The organism is Vibrio rubrogenes, assembly GCF_059641415.1.
This window is the reverse complement of sequence record NZ_JCARSY010000006.1, coordinates 71246-94839: the sequence shown is the minus strand read 5'-3', so window position 1 is coordinate 94839 and position 23594 is coordinate 71246. Positions and strand designations below refer to the sequence as shown.

The following is a 23594-nucleotide window of genomic DNA, read 5'->3' as shown; positions in this document are numbered from 1 at the left end:
GAAATCAGTCATGGCCGTTACAACCACCAAACCGAATACCCATGAGACGAAGAAACCGAGCATCGATTTCTCCCACATCTGGGATAAATTCGGGATGCTCATTGTATTTGCAGGGCTGTTTCTGCTCTGCGCTTTTTTTGTGCCTTATTTCGCCACCTTTATTAACATGAAAGGATTGGGGCTGGCGATCTCCATGAGCGGCATGGTTGCTTGTGCGATGTTATTCTGCCTCGCCTGTGGTGACCTTGACCTCTCGGTTGCCTCGGTGATTGCCTGCGCCGGGGTCGTGACCGCTGTCGCAATCAATGCCACCAGTAGTGTTACCCTCGGCATCATTGCCGGATTACTGTCCGGGGTCTTCTTTGGCCTGCTCAATGGCTTTGTCATCGCCAAATTACAGGTCAATGCTCTGATCACGACACTGGCGACGATGCAGATCGCGCGCGGACTGGGTTACATTATCTCGGACGGGAAGGCCGTCGGGATTACCGAAGAAAGCTTTTTCGCACTGGGTAACTCTTCCGTTCTGGGTATTCCAACGCCGATCTGGCTGACGATTATCACGTTTATCATCTTCGCATTTCTGCTCAACCGGACAGTTTACGGCCGCAATACGCTCGCTATCGGCGGCAACGAAGAAGCAGCGCGTCTGGCCGGGGTGAATGTGGTAAAAACCAAACTGATTATCTTCACCGTATCCGGGTTTATTTCCGCACTGGCCGGGGTCATTCTCGCAGCCCGGATGACCAGTGGTCAGCCGATGACCTCCGTCGGTTTCGAACTGGTGGTTATCTCAGCCTGTGTTCTCGGTGGCGTCTCGCTGAAAGGCGGGGTCGGCAAAGTCTCTTATGTAATTGCCGGGGTCCTGATTCTGGGTACCGTTGAAAATGCGATGAACCTGCTCAACATGTCGCCGTTCGCGCAATATGTGGTTCGTGGCTCGATTCTGTTAGCCGCGGTTATTTTTGACCGCTACAAACAGAAATCCAGAAAGGTTTAAGGTTTCGGCTTAAACACCACCTGGCAAATGATTCACAAAGCCCTCGGCAGTTTTTCTGTGCGGGGGCTTTATATATTTTAAGGCTACGCCTTGGCGACGATTTGGCGTGTCATCTTTTAGAGCCGGTAGCTGGGAGAATCAACATTGTGGCGCTGTTGTTTGGTGCGTTACTCCATTGGGAATTTTTGCTTTTGATGAAGAACACGCATAATTTGAATGTCAGAACCATCGACAAAATACGAAACGATCATTGATACTTCAGGAATAATGAGTAATCGACCTCGAATGCCGTCACGCTGAACGCCCATTAATGGTTGATCATTTAGATTTTCAACTTTAGTTTCAATAAGGTCGTCGGTTCTTTCTGCGACATCAGGATTAAAATCGTATAGAAATTCAAAGATTTTTTCGCGGTCGTTTAAAGATTCTTCTTCCCAGTGAATCATCATTGACCCCGGTGACGGATTTTGGCTTTGCGTGCAGCCATGCGATTTTTAGCAGACTCATGATCCACAAATACAGCTCGCCCGGCATCAAACTTATCAAATGCGAGATTCACTTGTTCAGTTAGCCAAGCATCATGAGATAACACTTTACGTTGCTGTTCTGCGAGTTGTTCAGTGAGTTCGCGGCAAGCGTCACTAAGCGTTCGACCTTGGCTTTCAGCCATTTGTTGGGCTAAACGTTTTGTTTCTTCATCAACACGAAATTGAATTCTGGTATCCATGCACTACTCCTGAATTTTTGTGTGTACAAATGTTAGCACTGGCATTAGTGAAGGGCAACAAATCGGATCAATTGACAACAAATTCCACCGCCGTAGTTTCCGCCGCCTGCAACGGGCGTATATCGAGGCCCGTTATTCAGAGCATGAGGATTTCCTCACTTTTTATTCGTCATTAATCTTGTATTTTCAACAATATATTTAGTAATTTATATTCGCAAAATGTAGTGCCAGCTATTTTACAACTGTGTTCAGCGTTAGCCATCATGAAGCTTGCTAGACTAAAAGTGATAGAATAGTATCACTTTTAGTATTCCTGTGGAGCAGCTCTCATGAAAGTAGAACTAGTTACATCACTCAAACGTCAAGCAACGAAGATCCTTGCCGATCTCCACGATACGAAAGAACCCGTGTTGATTACTGAACACGGTAAGCCATCGGCATATCTGGTTGATGTTGATGATTACGAGTTTATGCAAAATCGTTTGGCGATTCTGGAGGGGATTGCACGAGGTGAGCGCGCATTAGCTGACGGTAAAGTGGTAAGTCACGATGAAGCCAAGGACAAAATGTCAAAATGGCTGAAATAATCTGGACGGAACCTGCGCTATCTGACCTCAATGATATCGCTGAATACATCGCACTTGAAAATGTTGTCGCTGCACAGCAATTGGTTCACACGATCTTCTCTAAAGTTGAACGTCTGGAAAATTTCCCTGAATCGGGTCGCGTTCCGCCCGAGCTAGAACATCTCAATTGTCGTGAAATTGTCGTTAATCCGTGTCGGGTTTTCTATAAACAAGACAGCGACAAAGTATTTATTCTGTTTGTCATGCGCGATGAGAGAGATTTGCGTAAGTTTCTGTTGAGCAAGCAATAACCTTTGCGAATGAGCGACATACAAACGCTATAGCTTTGAATTGAATCGTATTTTTCTCAGTAACAAACGTAAAGTGAAGGTTGATGGTGTTCTTTGTTGATACCTTCTTTTATGCTACTGCTATTCATCCACCACCAACTCATGTCGTGATTATGAAAACATCCCTCGACCACCTGCCTGAATCGAAACAGCAAGAACTTACCGCCATTTCAACGATTCTGCGTGACACGCTGGAAGACTACCTTCAGGGCAAAACGGGGAGTAAAAGCGAGTTTCGTATCCTGAAAGTCATCCTGTTTGGCAGTCATGCCAGAGGTGACTGGGTTAACGATCCGGTCAATGGGTATATCAGCGATTACGATATTCTGGTGATCGTCAACAAAGCAGCACTGGTTGAAGAAGATGTGGTCTGGCAGCGAGCTAAAGAGCAGATTGAGCGCAAAGTGACTTCTGCACCACTGGGGCTGATTGTCCATGACTTACAGGAAGTGAATGAACGCCTGCAACAAGGTCACTACTTTTTTAAAAGTATTCGCGAAGAAGGGATAGAGCTATTTGCTGCGACACCAAAACCGCTGGCGGAGCCGGGCGATTTGACCGAGGCCGAAAAACAAAAAATTGCCCGCAAGCATTACGTGCAGTGGTTTGAAAGCGCAGAGCAATTTTTCGTTTCCTATAAAGATGATCTCAAACGGCAATGGCTTAAAAAGTCCGCTTTTATGCTTCATCAATCTGCTGAGCGCTTTTTGGCCTGTGCCCTGCTCACCTGCACCAACTACCTGCCCAAATCCCACAATATCGAAAAGCTCGCTAAGCTGTGCGCCCAAATCGATGCTGAATTTGCAACAATTTTCCCACTTGATAACAAATTCCACCGCCGTAGTTTCCGCCGCCTGCAACGGGCGTATATCGAGGCCCGTTATTCAGAACATTATGAAATCACCGCAGAAGAGCTAACCTATCTCGAAAGTGAAGTGTTGCGCCTAAAAGCGCTAGTGGAACAGGTTTGTCTCACGCGGCTAGGGGTTGTCTGGTGACGCTTGCAAAGATGCAAGCGTCACTGGCGCACAGAACACTCAATAAACCATAGCGGTCAACTACACAACATTACTGCATGTATTCAAGAAACATTAAAGATTGTACTGCACCATCCCGGACATCGCTCAGTACAATTTCAGATGTCCCTTTTCTGTATATCCTGTGATGACTATCTCCAACGTATTGTTTCTGGGATAAGTATGGGAGTAATGTTTTTGTATCTAGGTGACACTCTAGCTGCGTCATCATCGGTTTAGGCCCATCCGCTGAACTATATCTAAACTGAGGCTCGGTCTGGCAGAGTTCTTTTATACCTACAATCTCTTCAGGCGTTAAAATCAGATAGTCGAGACTATTCTGGTTGTATTGGCGATCTTCAGCAAACTGCATCATCAAGGCATAAATAAAAATCGACAGGATCAATACAAATACGATAGAAATCGTGACATATGACTTTTTACTCATCTCAATGTACCACCTGGTATAATTCACCTTCTTTGACAGGTTTTATTGTATTTAAGAAAGGAGGAAGTCGTCCACGAGTTATGCGTCCAGTATTGGGAGGAATGGGATATAAATAAGGTGAGGTAGAATGGTTTTTATTGTTACCTACTGGGCCATAAGTGTCCCATATCTTTAGTGCGATTTCTTTTCTAACCGGTTGACACAATCTTATGTAATTTCCTCCCGGATTCACGGCTCTATAAAAACCGATGAGATCTGAAACTAAATCTTCTCCACTGAATCCACTATCTGTCACTAGATTAAAAGGGAAGCCCGCCTGTAGACTTTCGAAGGCATGAGAAACGTCCAAGAAAATTGAAAGGGCTACAGACTTCTTCTCTGACTCACTTAACTTTTTTTTAATATCATATTTTTTCTGAATTCCAACCATGAATTCAATCGTACAATTGAGATACTCTTGGTTAGCAAAGGCTGTTGCAAGAAGGGGCGTTGATTTATCAATGTTTTTAGTAATGAATACAGGAGCATGAGACTTTCTATGTTGATGAGCATCTTTTGACATGTGCTATCTAGTTATATCCGTGCTAATCAGTAAATAACATTATAATATGCCCTTACATTCATATTTTCTTTATAGAAAGTTCTAAATATGAGGGCTATTCCAAATATTTTTTGATAATACCGGTTGGAAGAATACCACCCAATATCATTGACCTTCCGGAATAGAACACACAATTACGCCCCCACCGAATGCAATTGTTGTGCAAGGGTAATAAATGCTTTAACGGCCGGGCTAGCCTGATGATTGTCCAATACCGCCAGACCAATGCGCCGCTTGATTGGCGGAGATAATGGCCGACAAACATAATGCTCCGAATCGCAATCAGGCAACGACGATTCCGCCACGACGGAAACCGCATCACCTCTTTCGACGAGTGACAGAATACTGAGCAACTGGGACGTGCGGTAGCGGATCTGCGGCCGCAGCTTTTCGGCATGGAACAGACGAATCACCCACTCTCCGGACCCCGCTCCCGTCAAGATAAACGGATCGTAACACAGTGACGATAACGTCACGGCATCAAGCCGGCTCAGTGGATGTGTCGCAGGCAGTAAGGCAACCATCTGATCATCGAGCAGCGGGAATACATCGAGATCATTTTCCGGCAACACCACAAAACCGACATCAACCCGGCGCTCTCTCAACCACTGAGTCACCTGAATATCCGGCCCTTCATCAACATAGATTTCGATCCCCGGAAATTTTTGTTGATACTGGTGAATAATATGAGGCAACAAGCGGACCGACGAGGTTGGGCCAAACGAACCAATGCGCAACATGCCTTGCTTCATCCCCTGTGCATCTGTCGCTTCCTGACGCATTGTTTCTGCCACACCCAGTAACGTACGTGAGCGCGCTAACAGCCGGGCCCCGATATCGGTCAGCTCGACACGGCTCTGATGACGGTGAAACAGTTTCACCCCAAGTTCATCTTCCAGGGATTTGATCGCATGTGACACCCCGGATTGGGAAATGCCGAGCCGCTGGGCCGCAATCGTGAAATGCAGGCTATCCGATAAAACCGAAAATATTTCCAACTGCGTTAATGTCATACCAGTCTCATGAGTAAATGCTCATTTCCTTATGAGTGATCATATCGATAACTATATAAAACCATATGAATCAAATCTTTTCTATGGTCTACACCATAAAAACAATGATGACAAAGGAGTGGTGGTATGGTTCATCAATCACAACGCTCGACGGATGGCGTTTCATCTCTGTGGCCGGAAATTAACGGCTATTTTTTATCTTTTCAGGAAATTCCCACACATTGTCAGCCAAAGAATAAAACGCAGCAGACATTTTATCAGCTCTTGGCCGGATTTGACGGCACAACCAGTTGCGAAATCCGAGAGTTTTATCGTTTTAACTTACATCTTGCCCAAATGAACTGGCGTGAAATCCAAAGACCGGAATTCAAACTCATCTATCAGGCTTGTGAAGCCTGGACCCGGTTTCAGTACGAACAAGCTTATACGTTGATGAGAGTTCACTTAAAGCGGTTTCCGACCGATGTGATTGCGCTGTATATCTTACATATGTTTGAGTTCTGTACCGGCCGAACCACTCGTTTGATCGATATGCTGGAACAGTGTGAATCAGCCTTGTCCCGCACCCATGAGCTCTATCCTTTCTATCTCGCTATCAAGTCTTTCGTACTATGTGAATGTCAGCAATACGAGCAAGCATTAGCCGCAGGCTGGGATTCTATCGAAACCCGTCCGGAAAATGTTTACGGTATCCACGCAATTGCCCACGCTTTACACGAAACCGGACAATGGCAACAAATCATCGAATTCTTAAATCACCGGGCCTCGTCATGGATGAATAATCCCGGAATGAAGATTCATATCTGCTGGCACCTTGTCATTGCCTACGAACAAAACCAGATGCCGGAGGCTGCCTTAGAGACCTTTCACACCTTATGCGCGATGAAAGAAACGCCGTTTGCGAAACAGGATCTCGATGCGGTCGGATTTTTATGGCGACTGCATCTGAAGTACACCGATCAGGGATCTCAAAAACAATGGCAGAAACAGTGGCAGAGGCTCGCAACACTATGGACTGGTGTGATTGAAAATTCAGTCTCTTATCTCCACAAGCTCCATGCAGCTTTATCATTTTCTGCCACCCAACAACCTTTTTTGATTGAAAAACTCATTGCTGAATGTGACGGGTTCGGGATTGACCCACAAACGCACCGGACTGGTGTTGCCATTTTAAGAGCCATTCATCAGTTCACTCTCGGACAGTATCAAACCTGTTTATCTGAACTGGAACAGTGCCAGCAATCTTGGCACCTCATCGGTGGCAGTAATGCACAGCGTGACGTCCTCCGCCTGACCAAAGTGTATGCGGAACAACACGCACAGCACGCCCTCAACATAGCGAGTTAAATCAAACATGAGCCATACAACAGAATGCCATCCTCTGCCACATGACAGTCAGCCTCGCCACTCCGGTATCTATCTCAAACTCGCGCTGGTTTCTGTCATCTGGGGCGGAACATTTGTTGCCGGACGGGCGATCAATCCGGAAATTCCGCCACTCGTCTCTGCAACACTGCGTTTCTTACTGGCCGGTGCGACACTGGTGCTGGTATTAATCCTGACCGGAAAAGGCTTTATCCGCATCACCAAAAAGCAAGTCTGTGTGCTGTTCGGGCTCGGTTTTTGTGGCATCTATACCTATAATCTGTTTTTCTTTTATGGGTTACAACATATCGGTGCTTCCCGTGCCTCGCTGATCGTTGCCGCCAATCCTGCCATGATTGCCATCGCTTCTTTTCTGTTCCACAAAGAACGCTTTTCACCCATGCGCCTATGCGGCATTACCTTATGTATCGTCGGGGCTGCCATGGTGATTATCAGCAAATCCCCTCAGGCTGTGCTTCAGACACAATCTTCGGGGCTCGGTGATCTGATGCTTGTCGGCTGCGTGCTCAGTTGGGTTGCCTATAGTGTATTCGGCAAACGAACCGTACAAACCATAGGACCATTGCATACGGTAACTTACTCGGTGTTAGCCGGTGCAGCGATGCTCACACTGACAACGCTGTTCAGCGGTCAGCTTGATGCCGGGACACTGGCATCGATCCATGTTCAGGACTTTATGAGTCTCAGCTATCTGGGTGTTGTCGGGTCAGCGCTTGCTTATATCTGGTACTACAGTGGCATTGAGAAGATTGGTGCAACCCGGGCAGGTGCTTTTATCGCACTCAACCCCATCGCAGCAGTCTCGCTGGGTGCGCTCCTGCTCGGTGAGCGTCTCAGTGTTTTAATGGGTGTCGGTGGCTTGCTTGCCATTGTGGGGATTTTACTCTGTAACCGACCAGAGCGCTCGAAGTCGAGCCGGATAACACCCGATCCGTTACTGGCCGCTCAGGGGCGCTAAGTGATCGTATAAGGTCACCGGAAGATTTGAGCGATAAATTGTTGAACGGACAAGTGTTGAACGGAAAGACACGTTTCGGCGGTGAGTCTTCCAGTCATCTCATCAGTGTTCAAAAAAATTGCCCACCGATCGGTGGGCAATAGGTTGAATGATGCTTCACGCTGAAAGTTCGTTTAGATGTCCGTCACCAAAGTACGGAATGTCGGCTGCATGATATCCGCAATCAAATTCACAAAAGGCGGTCTGAGCAAACTAAAGTGATCAGCTCGACTCTCAATGCAATGTAGATTGCGTGATTGTTCCTGCCAGGCTTCTTTGACACCGGCTTTCATATCTTGTGTTACCACCAGATTAACCACTGCGTTCGGCTGTACCGCTGGCTGATAATGCGTTCGGATGTTGGTCGCGAAGACCCGGAAAATTCCATCCAAATCATCCACACCGGTGTTGCCCGTCAACACGCCTTGCTCAACCAGATAACCATGAACCAGCATCAACCTTTCTCTGTGATTGAGACCTTTCAGGTCTTGCTCTGTCAGGCCTAAAGCCGCACCTTGTCGCTCAAACTGCTCGATGAGCAGCATCAGGGCCGACAAATCGCTGTATTCACGCGGCGTCGCATCCGGTGCTTCAGAATCGGCAATGGTCAGTGACGCCACTTGAATGCCTTCTGCTTCCAACAGTGCGGCCAACTCGAGAGCAACCCAGCCACCGAATGAGTGTCCGACGATATGAATCGGCCCGATACAGGTTCTCGACGCCAGTGCTTTCAGATAAAAAGCTGCGGCAGCTTGAACCGTTGTATGCGGAATATCATTGCCTTTCAGACCACGAGGCTGGAAGCCAAGCACAGTCCAGTCTGATTCAATAGACTGCACCAATCCCATAAAGGCACACACATTGACGCCGGCACCGGGAATACACAATACCGTCGGCCCGTTGCCATGGCCTTCTTGCAAGGTCACGACCGGGTCATATTCCGCATTGCGCATCACTTTACCTGCGGCATAGGCTTTCTCCCGATCATGCAGATCGTTTGAAATCGCCTGACCGAGATAGCCAATATAGGGCTCAACAATCAAGTGATAATGCGTTGTACCCGGAATGGTCGTCGGACGAATCGATGCCTCCGGCAAGAAGCGATCCCAACGCAGATAAGGGACAACATCGGCCGCTTCCCCTTCAGGACGCAGCTCCGCCACATAAAGGTCGATATCGATGGGGAGATTTTTGTACTCATATTCAGCCCGGATTAACGCCTCGCGGTGCTGCATCCAGTTCATGAAATACGTGTCTGTCCACCCGGCAGGTAACATGCCCATATCTTTGGCCATCCGGTAGTGATCTTTCCACGTCATGCCCTCTTCCAGCGTACTTTCCGATTCGGCCAAACCATAGATATCGTACGCAAGACCATCGTAGATCTCCTTACTCATCAGCAGAATCTTCTGCTCTTCAGTCAGTTTTTCTTCACCTACATGACGCGGGACGATGGCTTTCTCTGCCGTCGTATCAATCACACCGACGTATTCAATCTCCTGATCCTGTCCGAGAAGTTGTCTGGCGACTTCATAAGCCAGCGTGCCGCCCAGCGAAATTCCCGTCATCCGATATGGTCCTTCCGGTTGAGTTTCACGGATAATTCTGGTGTAGCGTGCCGCGGCTCCCTGAATGGTGTAGAACGGTGGCGTATTACGCGCCGGTGCGACCAGACCGTAAACAGCAATATCTTTATCGATATAAGAAGTCAGTAAGGGCGAATAAAGCATCTCCCCGCTGGCTTCCGGCACAATGAACAGTGGCCGCTGATCATCGGTTGCCGGACGAAGTGCCACCGCATGCTCAATCAACACCTCGGAACTACGCTGGATATAATCGGCAATATCGGCAAGCCGGGATGCAGAAAACAGTGTCGAAAGTGTCAGTTCATAACCATGCTGACGGGCTTCGTTGAGGAACTGTACCGCAACCAGTGAGTGACCGCCCAATTCAAAGAAGCTGTCATTGCGCCCAACTTTTTCAACCCCGAGCAAGCGCTGCCAAATCGCAGCGATGGTCTCTTCCACTTCACCTTCCGGCGGAATATAAACCTGCGTGACAAAGTCATCCGCTTCCGGCTCCGGCAGTGATTTCCGATCCACCTTACCGTTCGGCGTCAGCGGAATCTGGTCGAGTTTGACATAAGCCACAGGCACCATGTAATCCGGCAAACGAGCAGACAAATATGCCCGCAGTGGCGCTGTCTGCGCATTCCCGACATAGTAAGCCAGCAAGCGCTGATCATTATTCTGTGTTTTCGCGGCAATCACGACGGCTTCAGCGACCCCGTGATGGGTACTCATACAGGCGCTGATTTCTCCCAGTTCGATCCGGAAACCCCGGATTTTAACCTGGCTGTCATTGCGTCCCAGATATTCAATTGTTCCATCGGCAGTCCAACGGCCTAAATCGCCACTGCGATACATCCGGGCTCCGAATTCATAAGAATACGGATCATTGAGGAAACGTTCTTCCGTCATTTCGGGGCGGTTGAGATAACCTCTGGCAACACTTTTACCGCTGATATAAATTTCCCCTTTGACGCCGAACGGTACCGGTTGCTGATACTCATCCAGAATATAGATACTGGTATTATCGACCGGTGAACCGATATGTAATAAATCGTCTGTCGGCTCAATCACGCCCGACGTTGCAACCACGGTAGTTTCAGTTGGCCCGTAGTTATTGACCAGCGTAAAGGATGTCTCCGGATGTGGATGATGGTTCAATCGATCACCACCGACTAACAAAGTCCGCAGCGTCGGGTGTTCAAGTCGTCTTGACAGCACCAGTTCGGCAATCGGTGTGGACAAGAACCCCACTTCAATCGGTTGTGATATCCACCACGCCAGTAACTGCTCCGGATCGCGGGAAATATCGAGGGTCGGCAGCATCACATGTGCCCCGGTACAAAGTGGCGGCCAGACTTCCCAGACGGTCGCGTCGAAACCGACACCTGCCACACTGGAAACGCAAGTACCGGCCTTAATCTCAAACGCCCGGTTGTGCCAGTGCACCAGATTCGCCAGATTGCGGTGTTCAACCATTACCCCTTTCGGCTGTCCGGTTGAGCCGGAGGTGTAAATGATATAGGCCAGATGATCCGGTCGAATGTGCTCAGATTGCGGATTGGTAGCCGGATAATCGCGCCACATAAACATTTCGGTGCTGACGTTAATCACTCGGATTGCCGCTTTGCCGACAATCGTTTCCGTATCGAGGATGCCGTCAGACAAAATCAATGTCGGCTGACTGTCCGAAACCATGTATTGCAACCGATCGGCAGGATAAGTCGGATCCATCGGAATATAACAACCACCGGCCTTGAGTGTCGCCAACATCGCAACAATGAGATCAGTGTTACGGTCAAAACAGAGGCCAACCCGCTGATCGGGAGCGACTCCGAAAGACCGCAGATAATAAGCCAGACGGTTGGCTTGCCGGTTCAGCTCACGATACGTCAGTTTCTGAGCGTCACTCACCACCGCCATCATATCCGGATACTCGGCTGCCTGCTGTTCAAACAGTCGGTGGACACAGATGTCAGTGACAGCGGAAGTTCGCGTTGCGTTCAGTTGGTTAATCAATTTCCGGTATTCATCTTTCGGCAGGATATTCAACGAATGAATCAACCGTTTCGGTTCATCTTCCAACGCAGAAGTCAACTCACGTAAAGCACGCGTGACCATCGCACCGACACGTTCGCAACCAATACTTTCATCCACTTGAATATCTAAAGAAAACCCGTGTTTTGGATTATCATTCACTGACAGCGTAATCGGATAGTTAGTCCGCTCTTCCGTAAACAGCAGATTCATCGGTCCGGTGTCAATCCCGGTCTGACTGTTGCCCCCGTCATAACGATAGTTGAGCAAGCTGCTAAACAGCGGGGTTTGTGGTGCGACGCCACTACACTGCTGAGCCAGAGACAATGAACCATGCTCATACTCCAGCATTTCAGCCAAATGTCTGTGTGTATACTGAACCGCTTCCGTGACCGTTTCATTAGACAGCGACAAACGCAGCGGTAATGTATTGAGGAACATCCCCAGCACCCGGTCAGCACCTTCACCACCGGCCATCCGGCCAAACAGCACCGTGCCGAAAACCACATCGTCACGGCCAGTCGTGGCACGTACCACCAATCCCCAAGCCAAGTGGAACAGGCTGGCAGCACTCACCCCCTGACGACGCGCTTGCTCCCGCAGCAACTGAGACAGATCATCATCAACCGGTAAATGCAGTTCATGAATTTCGTGACCGTCGCCTTGCACATTGAGTAAGCCGAATGGCGCAGAAGGTTCATCAATGTCGCCGAGACGCTCACAAAAGTAAGCGCTCTCTTTTTCCGGATCACTGTCGAGGCGGCTCTCAAACACAAAGTTTCTGAATGGGAGTGGCGCTGGCAGTTGTTCCACCCGGTTGAGCAAATGCGCCTGCACTTCTTCCATCATCAGCTCTAATGTGGTGTGATCAAGACAGAAATGGTGCATCAGCAAGCAGAGTAGCCATCGCCCTTCTGCGGCATCTTCAACCTGATAGGCTTCAATCATCGGTGCCCGATGAACATCCAGACGGGTACTGCTTGGATCAAATCGTTGCTGAATTGCTTTGACCATGTTCGGACCGTCAAGGGTCAGAGGGGTCAGCGGCAACACTGCATCACGCCATACCACCTGAACAGGAACATCAAGCTGATCCCAGACGAGGCTGGTTCTGAGAATGTCATGACGTTTGACGACCGCCTGAAGTGCATCAACAAACTGTTGCAACTCATCCTGACTGGCGAAAGCTTTGATCGCTCGCGTAATGTAAGGGTCGCCTTTTTCTTCCAACAGATGATGGAATAAAATCCCTTCCTGTAACGGTGCCAGCGGATAGATATCCTGAATGTTCGCTGCCCCGCCGGGAACGGAAGCAGCAATGGCGTCGATCTGAGACTGACTCAGCTCCACCAGTGAAAGCATCTCCGGAGTAATTTGCGTACATCCTGCCGGAATCAGGTTTGCAGGTACCTGACGCTCGGTCTTCGATGACTGACTCAATGTTTGCGCCAGACCGGCCAGTGTCGGTGTGGTAAACAGCGATTTGATCGCCAGATGGTAATAGTGATGTCTCAACCGTTCGATCAACTGTACCGCCAACAGTGAGTGTCCGCCCAGTTCAAAGAAATTATCGTGCCGTCCCACTTGCTCAACGTTGAGCAACGATTGCCAGATTGAGGCCAGTAGCTGTTCGACATTGCCGCGTGGCGCTTCGTAATGACTGTGAACAAACGCATCCGCATCCGGCTCAGGTAACGCCCGGTAATCGACTTTGCCGTTTGCCGTCAGCGGAATGGCATCCAACCCGACAAATGCAGCCGGCACCATGTAGCTGGGCAGTGATTCACTCAAGCGCTGCTTCAACGCTTCGATCTCAATCGATACATTGCGTTGACTGGTGTAGTAAGCGACTAAACGCTCGGATGACTCACCGGCGTGCAACACCGTAACAACGGCACTCTGAACTCCCGGACAAGCCTGCAAAGCCGTTGCAATTTCACCAAGCTCGATCCGGAAGCCACGAATTTTAATCTGACTGTCATTCCGGCCCTGATATTCAATCGTCCCATCCAAACGCCAACGAGCGAGATCCCCGGTACGATACATTTTGCTCTCTGGCTGATCCGTGAAAGGATCGGCTAAAAACCGTTCTGCGGTCATCTCCGGAAGATTCAGATATCCCCGGCTGACACTATTGCCGCCGATATAGATTTCACCGGTCACACCGAGTGGTACGGGGCGGAACGATTCATCAAGAATATAGATGCGTGTATTTGCAATCGGGCTGCCGATATGCAGCACATCATCCGCAGCACGAATCGCGCCCGATGTCGCAACAACCGCCGTTTCCGTCGGACCGTAATTGTTCACCAGCGTAAAAGAGACCGATTTATCCGGTTGGCGCGTCAGCCGATCACCACCGACCAACAGATACCGTAATGTCTTCGGGGCAACCTGACGGGCAAAGGCAAGCTCAGCAATCGGTGTCGGTAAGAAACCGACTTCAATCGGTTGTTCAACCCACCAATTGAGCAGTTGCTCGGGATCACGAGAGGCTTCAAGTGATGGCATGGTCAATGTTGCACCGGCACTTAATGGTGGCCACACTTCCCAGACAACCGCATCAAACCCGAGACCAGCCACACTTGAAGCACAAGTTCCTTGCTGAACATGGAATGCCCGGTTATGCCAGTTAACCAAATTCAGCAATTGACGGTGTTCAACCATCACACCTTTCGGCTGACCGGTTGAGCCGGAGGTATAGATAATATAAGCGAGATTTTCGGGACCGAGATCACTGACCGTCGGATTTGACGACGGCTGTTCAAACCATAAACCCCGATCTTGTTGGGTATGAATCAGCCGCGATTCCGGTAATGTCTCTGCCACCAAACCACTGAGATCAATCACACCATCGGTCAACACTACAATCGGATCACTATCGGCAAGCATGTACTGCAAACGTTCTGCCGGATACGCTGGATCCATCGGCACATATCCACCACCCGCTTTCAGCGTTGCCAACATGGCGATCAGCAAGTCAGGTCCCCGACCACAGCAAATAGCAACCCGGCTTTCCGGACCGACACCGACCAGACGCAAATAGTGAGCGAGGCGGTTGGCACGAATGTTCAAGCCACCGTAATTGACGCTTTCTCCGGCACACATCAAAGCAATATGTTCCGGCTCGTCACTGGCTTGTTGTTCAAATAATTCATGGACATACTGTGCCGATGGGAATGCAATTTGAGTTTGATTCCATGCATCAATCATCGACGCCTCTTCCGGCATTTGCAGATGGTAATGATTCACCGCAGTCAGTGCCGATTCAGAAGCAGCACAAGAGAAGAAGTGCATCAGGCGGTAGAAATGAGAAGCCAAGGTCATTTCACTATACAAAGCGGCATTGGCATCGATACACAATTCCAGACCCTGTTGAGGCCCCCGATCACAGATGTTGATCGAAAGGTCATCAATTGGCCCCAAGGTCAGGTTATTCACATTGACCGGAGCCTCACCAAATTTCATTTCGTATTCAAACGGCAGGATATTGATATCGGTCGAGAACAGTTGTTCACTCTCGGTCAGAATTCCAAGATCGGACACCAGATCTTCGCCACGGTAACATTGGTGACGAACGGCACCGAGAATGCGACGTTTGACCTGAGAGACGATCTCCACGAGCGTATCCTCGGGGCTGATATTGAGTCTCAAGGGCAGCACGTTGGAAACCATGCCGGGGAATAAACGGAGTCTCTTATTGGTTCGGGCCACCATCGGGCAACCGACAACCAGATCATCTTCCCCCGTGATGCGATGCAGATAAATTGCAATTAATGCGATCAGCAATTGCGGCACCTGACTTTTACATTCAACCGCAAGTTCTCTTAACATCCGGTTAGTGGATGTCGGCAAGTACATCTGCTTGCGGATAATATTGGTACATGGTGCTTGTTTGTCAGATAAACTGACGGGAGCCGGACGATCTTTGAGAACCTCCTGCCAATATTCTTTGTCTCGCAGGTACTGTTTCGATGTTTTATATTGCTGCTCGATCTCGATCGCTTCAGCCAACGAGACAAACTGACAGGCCGGTGGCTCTTCTCCTGCCACCAGAGCAGAATAAATCTCAGCCACCCGGCTGGATAAAAGAACCCCACCAAAACCGTCCAGAACCAAGTGGTGAACACAGGCGTAATACCAAAAGCGTTCAGGGCCAAGTTGGAGCAACGCAAAAGAAAACGGAGGCCCCTGCTCAAGGTCAAAGGGACGGGCCAAATCGGCATCAAGCCATGCTTTAGCGGCTTGTTGTGGATCAGATTCAGCCTGAAAATCCAAAATGGGTAATTCCCAACCCGGATCAACACCAAACCGCTGTTTCGGCCCTTGAGGCGTTAGCTCAAAAACCTGTTGAAAGGATTCAATCTCTCTGGCAGTTCTGCGGATAGCCACCTCAAAAATATCCGGCTGAACAACACCGGATATTTCCAGATATTCGGTAATTTTAAAGAATTTGCCATGAGCATCGGGCTTCAGCTCCTGAGCAAACCAGATTCCCCTTTGAGCCGATGATAATGGAAGCGCCAAATGACTTTCTCGCTCTAACTGAATAGAGGATTTATGGTTATCGTTCATATTGATATTCACTCACACATTCTGATAAATAAAATTCAAACACGCGGATAAAATAACAACGCCAACAAAGTGACAATGTTATTAAGATGTCATCATTTTACTTTGTATAATAAAACAATATTCAATTCAATCATGCGAGATCGACCAATACATTCAATAAATAGATAAGTAATTAATAAGAAAAACAATCAAAAACAACCGATAAAACGCAAAATTAACCAAAAAGACAATATAAATACTTTCCAGCAAGATAAATTATTTTTTATCTTTCTTGGTAACGCATCAAAATTATAATCAATTTAATTGACTTTTTTCATAACTGTATCAGTTCAGCCAAAAAACAAAAACAAAAGAAAACAAAAATAAAACCATTTAAAACAGTAGGTTATGGTTATTTTTGTAGAGATAAAATAAAATCACCAGTTATAGGAATAAATTGTGGTCTAATTTGTTTAGGTCAACAATGAGTGTAGCATAGAGAAAACAAGTGGGAACCACTGTTACAGAAAACAAATAAGAAAATACTAGAACTAAAATAAATAGCTCTTAAAAAAATAGCCAACAATTATTTAAATAATAATCGCCAGCTAAATGCTAAAAATATTTAGCCAAATACAACAACAGAGATTAATATTTCACAAAAAATCGCTATCAAATATAATAATAAAACAGAACTGACAATTAACAATCAAATTAAATCATCATAAAATAACCTCAATTAATTTCGGCCCGGATTCTTGCATCACCTTTTTAAAAATCATATCAAATGACTGACGTGTTTCTGCCTGAACAGCAGGAACCCCCATCCCCGATGCTAATCCAAGCCAATTAATGGATGGATTTTCTAAACTCATCAGAGAAGCCGCAGATTGACCCTGATTTTCTGCCCCTACACGTTGGAGTTCATAATTCAGGATACTGTATGAGCGATTACTGAATATGACCGTCACAATATCTAAGTTTTCCCTCGCTTGAGTCCAGAGTGCGGGCAGCAGATACATGGCACTCCCATCGCCTTGCAAGTTGATTACTTTGCGTCCCGGACATGCAATCGCAGCGCCAATCGAGACCGCCATCATGCTCCCCAGAGCACCACCGGTCAGATTAAGGTAATCATGTGCCGCAGCGCTTTCGGTAACATCATAATGAGGGAAACCGGATGATGCGGACTCATCGCTGATAATGGCATTGTCCGGTAAATATTTGGCAATGACCTGCATGACAAATTCCGCAGTAACCGGACCATCAAGCGCATACTGCGGAACCTGATGTCTGGTGCGGTATGGCTCAATGTTCCCGGCCTCACAAGCTTTGACTAAATCTTCAAGTGCCTGAGTACTATCTTCATGAATTTCGGTTAACCGAGTCAAACGGCACCCTTCAGGTGTCAGCCAGCTAGGTTTATCGGGATAGGCAAAAAAGCTGACCGGAGGCTTGGCTCCGACTAAGACAATCAATTCTGTCCCGGCCAGAAAATCAACAGCGTGCTCGGAAAGATACGGTAACCGCTCAACCGGAACTCGTCCGGCTCCGCGTTGAATGCGCGGTGCAAACGTATCACACAATAATCGGGCACCTGTTTTTGCAGCAATTTTGCCAGCTGCGGTTAATGCCGGCTCTAATAATGCTGAACCTCGCATGAGGATCGCTGTTTTCAGCCCGCTGTTGATCAAACCGGCAACGTGATTAATTTTCTCGGCTGAGACGGCGCTCGGTGCAGACGGTGCGATTGGTGAAGCAACACTATCAGCGTCATTCCATGCCGTATCTGCCGGCAGAATCAATGTCGCAATCTGTCCCGGAGCTTCCGAAGCAACATGTACGGCCCGAGCCGCATCCTCTCCAATTTGCCCGGAACAAGAAGACGTATAGACCCACTCAGAAACCGGGCTCGCAAATCCATGGATATCAGATGTTAATGGCGCATCGTACTGTAGATGGGTTGTGGCATGATCGCCGACGATATTCACAATCGGTGAACCTGCTCGTCTGGCATTATGTAAGTTGGCCAGACCGTTGGCCAGTCCCGGTCCTAAATGAAGCAATGTACATGCTGGCTTACCCGTCATGCGCCCATATCCGTCAGCCGCACCGGTTGCAACATTTTCCTGAAGTGCCAAAACCGGGCGCATTCCCGGCACGCGATCCAATGCCGCAACAAAATGCATTTCTGACGTCCCCGGATTGGCGAAACAGACTTCAACGCCACTTTCGACCAATGTACGCAACAGACTTTCAGCACCATTCATCGAATGGTTTTTTGTTGCATTGTTCATTGCTTAAAACCCCTATTTCTATTCTGCAAGAGAGGAAGAGCACTAATGCACCCTTTTATCAAAATTAATACACTTGATGCATGTTATTTCATAAATTTGTGTCTTCATACCTATTTCAAACTGCTCGGAGCTGCAACCAGTGATTATGAAATCAATCTCACTTTAATGATTGAGGCGCATGATTGAAACAAAAGCACACAATTGGAGCCATAAAAAAGGCCTCCCTATCAGAGGGAGGCCTTTTCATAGCAAAATATTAGAAATTACTGACGGAATTCTCGTCCGACCAGCATGACTTCTTCGAAATCACTCCGGAATGGATTGATATCCAGACCACCCCGACGGGTATAACGTGCAAGTACCGTCAGTTTCTCCGGTTTGCAGCAACGCTTGATATCAGCAAAGATACGCTCAACGCACTGCTCGTGAAATTCATTATGTTCCCGGAAAGAGATGATGTATCGCAACAGTGTTTCCCGATCGATTTCAGCACCTTGATAATGGATATAGACACTTCCCCAGTCTGGTTGATTAGTGACCAGACAGTTCGATTTCAGCAGATGAGAGCAAAGCTTTTCTTCAACCAGGTTTGCTGAGGTCGCGCCTGACAAACAATCTTCATCATACGCATAACTGTCAATTTCAATATCCAGATCATCAATGCAGGTAAAAGATTTATCCGCGCGAATTTCTAACGTTTCATCCGCAGGTATCAGTTTCACCTGAACATCGCCACCCGATGCAGCACTCAAATCCTGAATCAGCGTTTCGACCAGCGCTTGCTCTGATACAAATGAGGTCTGATTAAGGCTGTTTAGGTACAACTTGAAAGATTTGGACTCAATCAAATTTGGGCTGGTACACGGAATCATAAATTCTGCGACGGCCACCATCGGTTTGCCTTTAGGATTCAGCCAAGACAGTTCATAACCGGTCCATAAGTCATACCCGGAGAAAGCTGCACTATCACATGCCGTGATATTGCTGCGACCACGAGCCCGGGGAATCGGATCAAGCAGTTGGGGGGTGTAGGTTGAAATATAATCCGTTTTCTTACCAAGATTTTTAGAATAAGTTGTATCCATAATGATCCACTAACGTTGTCGTTTATCGATTGATATATTTATTGAATAGCGCCCTTGCACCGTATATCGGGCCAACACCGACAATCGCGTAGATGCTTTTCACAACCACTTGGCAAATAAACATGCTCCATAAGACCGTCGGACTGAGGATATGACTGAATGCCAGATAGATGAAAATCGCACTATCGATTAACGACGCAAAGAAGGTACTGAAAAAAACCCGCACGACCAATCGTCTGCCATTGGTCAGTTGTTTGATTTTCTGCAACAAATACGCATTAACGTTTTCCGATACAAAGTAAGCAATCATTGAAGCCAGAAAAACCGAGTTAATACTATGAATAATCGATTGATAGCTCTCATTCACCACTTCCCAGTCACTGATTGTCGGTGCATAACCAGAGAGATTGAGCATCAACAGCAGAAAAGCATTGGTCACGGTTGACAGCAGAATTGCGGCCCGGGCCATACGTAGCCCATAAAATTCATTGAGGATATCAACCAGAATAAAAGAGATTGGATATAAGAAGATCGCAAAAGGAACAATAAAGCCAGAGTTGGCAATCTCAATCGGCTTCACACCGGTGACGTTTGACAAGATAAAAACAGCCGAAAGTATCGTGGCAATGACGGCAAATGTAATCCAGTATGATTCTTTACGATCTTTGATATCGTAGGCTCCTTGAAACCCCTCGGCACTGTATAGCTTGCGACAAATTTCTTTAGTCTCTATCGGGCTCAGATCTTCTGCCACCGTGCTGTTAAATATTTCATTGAGCGGGATCGATAACTGTTTGCCTGTCGCCAGCACCATGACATTGGCCACATGTTCCGGATGGCGACTGAACCCAATTAATTTATATTTTCTATTCTGCATGTAACCGCTCCTCCCTAATGCACCCAACCAATATCTCGCCATCTCTGAGTACATAATTTTCAGATTCAATTTTTAATGAATTTCTGGATGTTAAAATAACAAGATCATCAATATCATTACGTTTAAACCGTTCAATTACCAGTAATGCACCAACCTGATATCGATGTGTAAATGGGGTTGTAATATTCAAACCGATCATATTGGATTCATCCGAAAAATAATACGTCGTCGGATGAACGACAATTAATTCACCAATATATTTATCTAATGAAGCAATTAACTCTTTCTCATTAACGATAGGGATACACAACGGATTTTTATTGCCATCCGGAGAAATCAGTTGATTCCGGTACTCAATGGCTTCCAGATTACTCTCTTCAATTACCCGACATGTCGTACCAAAGAAATTAGCAATTTTTTCAACCGTTTGAGTCTGAATCCGATCTACTTTACCGTCCAGAATATTGTAAATGGTGGTTCTGGTTATACCCGTGCGTTCAGAAAAAGATTTCTTACTTTCATTACGACTTTTGATCGCATAAGAAATATTATTTTTAATATTATCTATTTTTTCTTGTTTACTTAATTTCATGTACCGCCCAACCATACGCCACATCATAGATACCCATGAATCGATACCTATTCAAAGCGAAACAAATTGCGTGATCTAGATCAACATTAGATAACCAAATATTGAACATTTTTGGTCACATTCTGTAAAATAAACAAAAGCTATCGCTTTTAATATGATAAACAGCAAATTTCCAACTATTGATTAATTTTTAAATTTATGATCAGTAGTCTTTAAAATCAATATAATATTCATCGCAATTTATTAATTACACAAAGGTCAATAATAGATGGCTAGGGTAATGTTATGGGCACAATGTCAGAACTAAAAGAAAATGAAAGTAGCGTGGATGATGTATTATTCTGGTGCCACGTCGTTAGCCAGTGCAGCGTTCCGACGTCAGGAGAACTTTCTCCGGCTGAAAGAGATGCACTACACCGAGCCATCATGGCACTCCATACAACCACAACACTCTATACCAACAGTGTGACGGAAACAGCCGTGTCTGAAATGTGAGTGATGCAGAACGATATGGAAGCGTTATTGATGACGCTTCCCTGAACCGGATTGTTGTTGAGTTCAATCATCCTCATGATGCACGACAATCTCTATCGATAAAACCACTTGGATCACCTTCACGTCGTCGCTTTCTCTCACATCAGCATGACTTCTCAGCATTGCCTTGCCATGTTTTTCTCAACAACTACCAATCGTTCTTTTGTACAGAGTAGTCTTGGTTCGGCAGCTCGAATGAACCGCGCACAAGCTAACCGAGACGGTTGAGACGAACAACCGGAATATCTTTTCTGACCAAAGCACGACTATTAATTGCTTTCATTGTTGTACCGGCCAGATAGGCGTCCTGATGAACATAATAGCTGTTCAGTGGATGATTATAGGTTTGGGGAACTCTGGGAGGCAGGCCAATCAAGGTTTCTTGCCGGGAATCGTTCTTTTGGGACTGGATCGTCAACACATCGCCAATTTTCAACGCCATCGGATTCGCATGATACTGAGGATTCAAATCCAAGAGCTTTTTGGCAGACAAGCCATAACGCACCGCGATCTCCAGCCAGCTTTCCCGATGGTTGGTCCCGGGAATACGCTGCACGGTATGTAGTGTATCCGCTGCATGTTTTTGCTCATCCTGAACAGGTTGCTCCAACGGCCGCAGGACGACCGGCTCACGCGTGATCTCCAGTAACGCCTGAAGATCCAATCTGACCGCATGTTTGTCCAGCCATGTTTCATTCAAAGCATCAAGCTGTGCCCTTGTGATCGGTTTCTTCAGGTACAACAGATGCTGATTATGCACATCCCGACAGCCAATCTTCCAGAACACCAGCAACGCATCATGCGCACAAGGGCAACCTCTCGCCTGATTAAGTTTTTCATGCCGTGAAAGCGTGGCATAAAAACTCCCCGAACCGCCCGGCATCAGATGGTACTCCTGCACAAGCCGAGCCTGATGAAAATGATAGATATATCCTTCGGTTGGCAGCCCCAGATGGTCGCCAACCTGAATCGCCGGCTGCACAGGAATGAATGCTTCTCGCACAAAACCGGATCCAATCGGCTTGACCTGAATCGGATGCGGAACACTAACCCCCAAAGGACTGAGGTCATTAAAAGCCATAATCCGTTTCGGGTCATTATAAGCGGTATAGTAAGTGTAGCGGGTGCCATATTCTGTCGAATATTGATTCTGCGGACTGGTTGTCAGCTCAACCTCCTGCCCTTTCAAGGCAAACCCATAGCGAATCATCGCGCGACGCGATTCATCCGAACAGGCGATTTCCAGATGATATTCGAATCTGACATTCGGGATCTGATCCGGACGTTCGGGAAGCGTCGGAGCTGCGCTGTGAGAAGAAGTTGAAAAAGAAGACTGAAGATGATTCGATTCTGTGAGGATATCGGCATTGATTTTTGACTGAATCATACGGGTTCACTGACGTTTCTTATTGATGAGTACTGTACTGTTTTTGACCAATGCGAATGAAACGCTACAAGGTGCTTATTCTACACAAAAACCAATGGATGTGTATGCAATGCTCAGTTGCAATTGCAAAACATTGAACCAATGTAGCGATTCTGGGCGCTTTCTATTAAACGCATCAATAATAACGTCAAAACCATTGATAAAGTCAAGCCAAAGCAAAATAACAACAACCGTATGTAAAGAGATTATCGGTTCAGGACATCTCATGCCCCGAACCGGAAAACAACATCATTTGAACAGGTGAAGGAGGTCGGCTCATTATCGCATGCGCAATCGTCTGAAAATTCGCCTGTGATATTTCAGCTCCCTGAGACTAATGTCACAATATCCCGGTAAGGTTGTCCAGACGCTGACACCCAGTTCATCTGCCAGTGTCGCAGCAGCAACCGGATATTTATGGCACCGAAGCAATTGCAGCAAATCGAACAGTCGTTGAGTTCGGAACATAGCAAAATAGTCTTTCGTGGTTGTCGGATAGCAATATGCTATCCGACAACCA

At 47.1% G+C, this 23594-nt stretch carries 19 protein-coding genes; 7 read left to right on the top strand and 12 right to left on the bottom strand.

Going from position 1 to position 23594, the window contains the following annotated elements:
* Window positions 1–10: 10 nt before the first annotated feature.
* Window positions 11–1000 (top strand): L-arabinose ABC transporter permease AraH, encoded by a 990-nt coding sequence (gene araH, locus AC55NX_RS06555; RefSeq protein ID WP_496995010.1) that lies wholly within the window; start codon window positions 11–13, stop codon window positions 998–1000.
* A gap of 167 nt (window positions 1001–1167) precedes the next feature.
* Here the strand turns inward: araH and AC55NX_RS06550 are convergent, their stop codons facing one another.
* Window positions 1168–1446: a type II toxin-antitoxin system RelE/ParE family toxin gene (locus tag AC55NX_RS06550; protein WP_496995077.1), complete on the bottom strand. Its 279-nt coding sequence runs from the start codon at window positions 1444–1446 to the stop codon at window positions 1168–1170.
* The gene (locus AC55NX_RS06545; RefSeq protein WP_496995009.1) at window positions 1446–1727 is read right to left on the bottom strand and encodes a type II toxin-antitoxin system TacA family antitoxin; all 282 of its coding nucleotides are present in this window, start codon (window positions 1725–1727) and stop codon (window positions 1446–1448) included. Before AC55NX_RS06545 ends, AC55NX_RS06550 begins: the two co-directional genes overlap by 1 nt.
* A 329-nt stretch (window positions 1728–2056) precedes the next feature.
* Between AC55NX_RS06545 and AC55NX_RS06540 the strand changes: the two genes are divergently transcribed.
* The 3 genes from AC55NX_RS06540 (at window position 2057) to AC55NX_RS06530 (ending at window position 3641) form a co-directional block, all read left to right on the top strand.
* Complete coding sequence (locus AC55NX_RS06540) at window positions 2057–2314, top strand: type II toxin-antitoxin system Phd/YefM family antitoxin (RefSeq protein WP_005448240.1); 258 nt, start codon at window positions 2057–2059, stop codon at window positions 2312–2314.
* A complete protein-coding gene (locus AC55NX_RS06535; protein WP_496995008.1) occupies window positions 2302–2604 on the top strand; it encodes a type II toxin-antitoxin system RelE/ParE family toxin in 303 nt (100 codons plus the stop codon). The genes AC55NX_RS06540 and AC55NX_RS06535 overlap by 13 nt, the downstream gene beginning before the upstream one ends.
* Before the next feature lie 152 nt (window positions 2605–2756).
* Window positions 2757–3641, top strand: coding sequence for a HEPN domain-containing protein (locus AC55NX_RS06530; RefSeq protein WP_496995007.1), 885 nt, complete (start codon window positions 2757–2759; stop codon window positions 3639–3641).
* Between the two features lie 70 nt (window positions 3642–3711).
* On the opposite strand, the gene AC55NX_RS06525 is transcribed toward AC55NX_RS06530, so the two are convergent.
* The 3 genes from AC55NX_RS06525 to AC55NX_RS06515 all read right to left on the bottom strand — a co-directional run bounded on the left by AC55NX_RS06525 (window position 3712) and on the right by AC55NX_RS06515 (window position 5721).
* Window positions 3712–4107, bottom strand: a complete 396-nt coding sequence (locus AC55NX_RS06525; RefSeq protein WP_496995006.1) for a hypothetical protein — start codon at window positions 4105–4107, stop codon at window positions 3712–3714.
* A 1-nt stretch (window position 4108) separates the two neighbouring features.
* Window positions 4109–4669 carry a hypothetical protein gene (locus tag AC55NX_RS06520; RefSeq protein ID WP_496995005.1) on the bottom strand — a complete coding sequence of 187 codons (561 nt, stop codon included), beginning with the start codon at window positions 4667–4669 and terminating at the stop codon, window positions 4109–4111.
* Between the two features lie 173 nt (window positions 4670–4842).
* A complete protein-coding gene (locus AC55NX_RS06515; RefSeq protein WP_496995004.1) occupies window positions 4843–5721 on the bottom strand; it encodes a LysR family transcriptional regulator in 879 nt (292 codons plus the stop codon).
* A gap of 126 nt (window positions 5722–5847) precedes the next feature.
* Here AC55NX_RS06515 and AC55NX_RS06510 point away from each other — a divergent pair, with 126 nt between their 5' ends.
* A complete protein-coding gene (locus AC55NX_RS06510) occupies window positions 5848–7068 on the top strand; it encodes a tetratricopeptide repeat protein (RefSeq protein WP_496995003.1) in 1221 nt (406 codons plus the stop codon).
* Between the two features lie 7 nt (window positions 7069–7075).
* On the top strand, window positions 7076–8065 hold the full coding sequence (locus AC55NX_RS06505) for a DMT family transporter (protein ID WP_496995002.1): 990 nt from the start codon (window positions 7076–7078) through the stop codon (window positions 8063–8065).
* 173 nt (window positions 8066–8238) lie between these two features.
* Here the strand turns inward: AC55NX_RS06505 and AC55NX_RS06500 are convergent, their stop codons facing one another.
* The 5 genes from AC55NX_RS06500 to AC55NX_RS06480 all read right to left on the bottom strand — a co-directional run bounded on the left by AC55NX_RS06500 (window position 8239) and on the right by AC55NX_RS06480 (window position 21114).
* Window positions 8239–16284, bottom strand: a complete 8046-nt coding sequence (locus tag AC55NX_RS06500; RefSeq protein WP_496995001.1) for an amino acid adenylation domain-containing protein — start codon at window positions 16282–16284, stop codon at window positions 8239–8241.
* A 701-nt stretch (window positions 16285–16985) separates the two neighbouring features.
* Complete coding sequence (locus AC55NX_RS06495) at window positions 16986–18560, bottom strand: acetolactate synthase large subunit (protein ID WP_496995000.1); 1575 nt, start codon at window positions 18558–18560, stop codon at window positions 16986–16988.
* 263 nt (window positions 18561–18823) lie between these two features.
* On the bottom strand, window positions 18824–19645 hold the full coding sequence (gene queF / locus AC55NX_RS06490; RefSeq protein ID WP_496994999.1) for an NADPH-dependent 7-cyano-7-deazaguanine reductase QueF: 822 nt from the start codon (window positions 19643–19645) through the stop codon (window positions 18824–18826).
* Between the two features lie 22 nt (window positions 19646–19667).
* Window positions 19668–20522, bottom strand: a complete 855-nt coding sequence (locus tag AC55NX_RS06485; RefSeq protein ID WP_059123093.1) for a queuosine precursor transporter — start codon at window positions 20520–20522, stop codon at window positions 19668–19670.
* Window positions 20512–21114, bottom strand: a complete 603-nt coding sequence (locus tag AC55NX_RS06480) for a helix-turn-helix domain-containing protein (protein ID WP_496994998.1) — start codon at window positions 21112–21114, stop codon at window positions 20512–20514. Before AC55NX_RS06480 ends, AC55NX_RS06485 begins: the two co-directional genes overlap by 11 nt.
* 285 nt (window positions 21115–21399) lie before the next feature.
* Here AC55NX_RS06480 and AC55NX_RS06475 point away from each other — a divergent pair, with 285 nt between their 5' ends.
* Complete coding sequence (locus AC55NX_RS06475; protein WP_496994997.1) at window positions 21400–21609, top strand: hypothetical protein; 210 nt, start codon at window positions 21400–21402, stop codon at window positions 21607–21609.
* A gap of 250 nt (window positions 21610–21859) precedes the next feature.
* Here AC55NX_RS06475 and AC55NX_RS06470 read toward each other — a convergent pair whose 3' ends face one another.
* Together AC55NX_RS06470 and AC55NX_RS06465 are read right to left on the bottom strand one after the other, a co-directional pair.
* On the bottom strand, window positions 21860–23035 hold the full coding sequence (locus AC55NX_RS06470) for an MIX and LysM peptidoglycan-binding domain-containing protein (RefSeq protein ID WP_496994996.1): 1176 nt from the start codon (window positions 23033–23035) through the stop codon (window positions 21860–21862).
* 318 nt (window positions 23036–23353) lie between these two features.
* Window positions 23354–23542 carry a hypothetical protein gene (locus AC55NX_RS06465; protein WP_496994995.1) on the bottom strand — a complete coding sequence of 63 codons (189 nt, stop codon included), beginning with the start codon at window positions 23540–23542 and terminating at the stop codon, window positions 23354–23356.
* Between the last annotated feature and the right edge of the window lie 52 nt (window positions 23543–23594).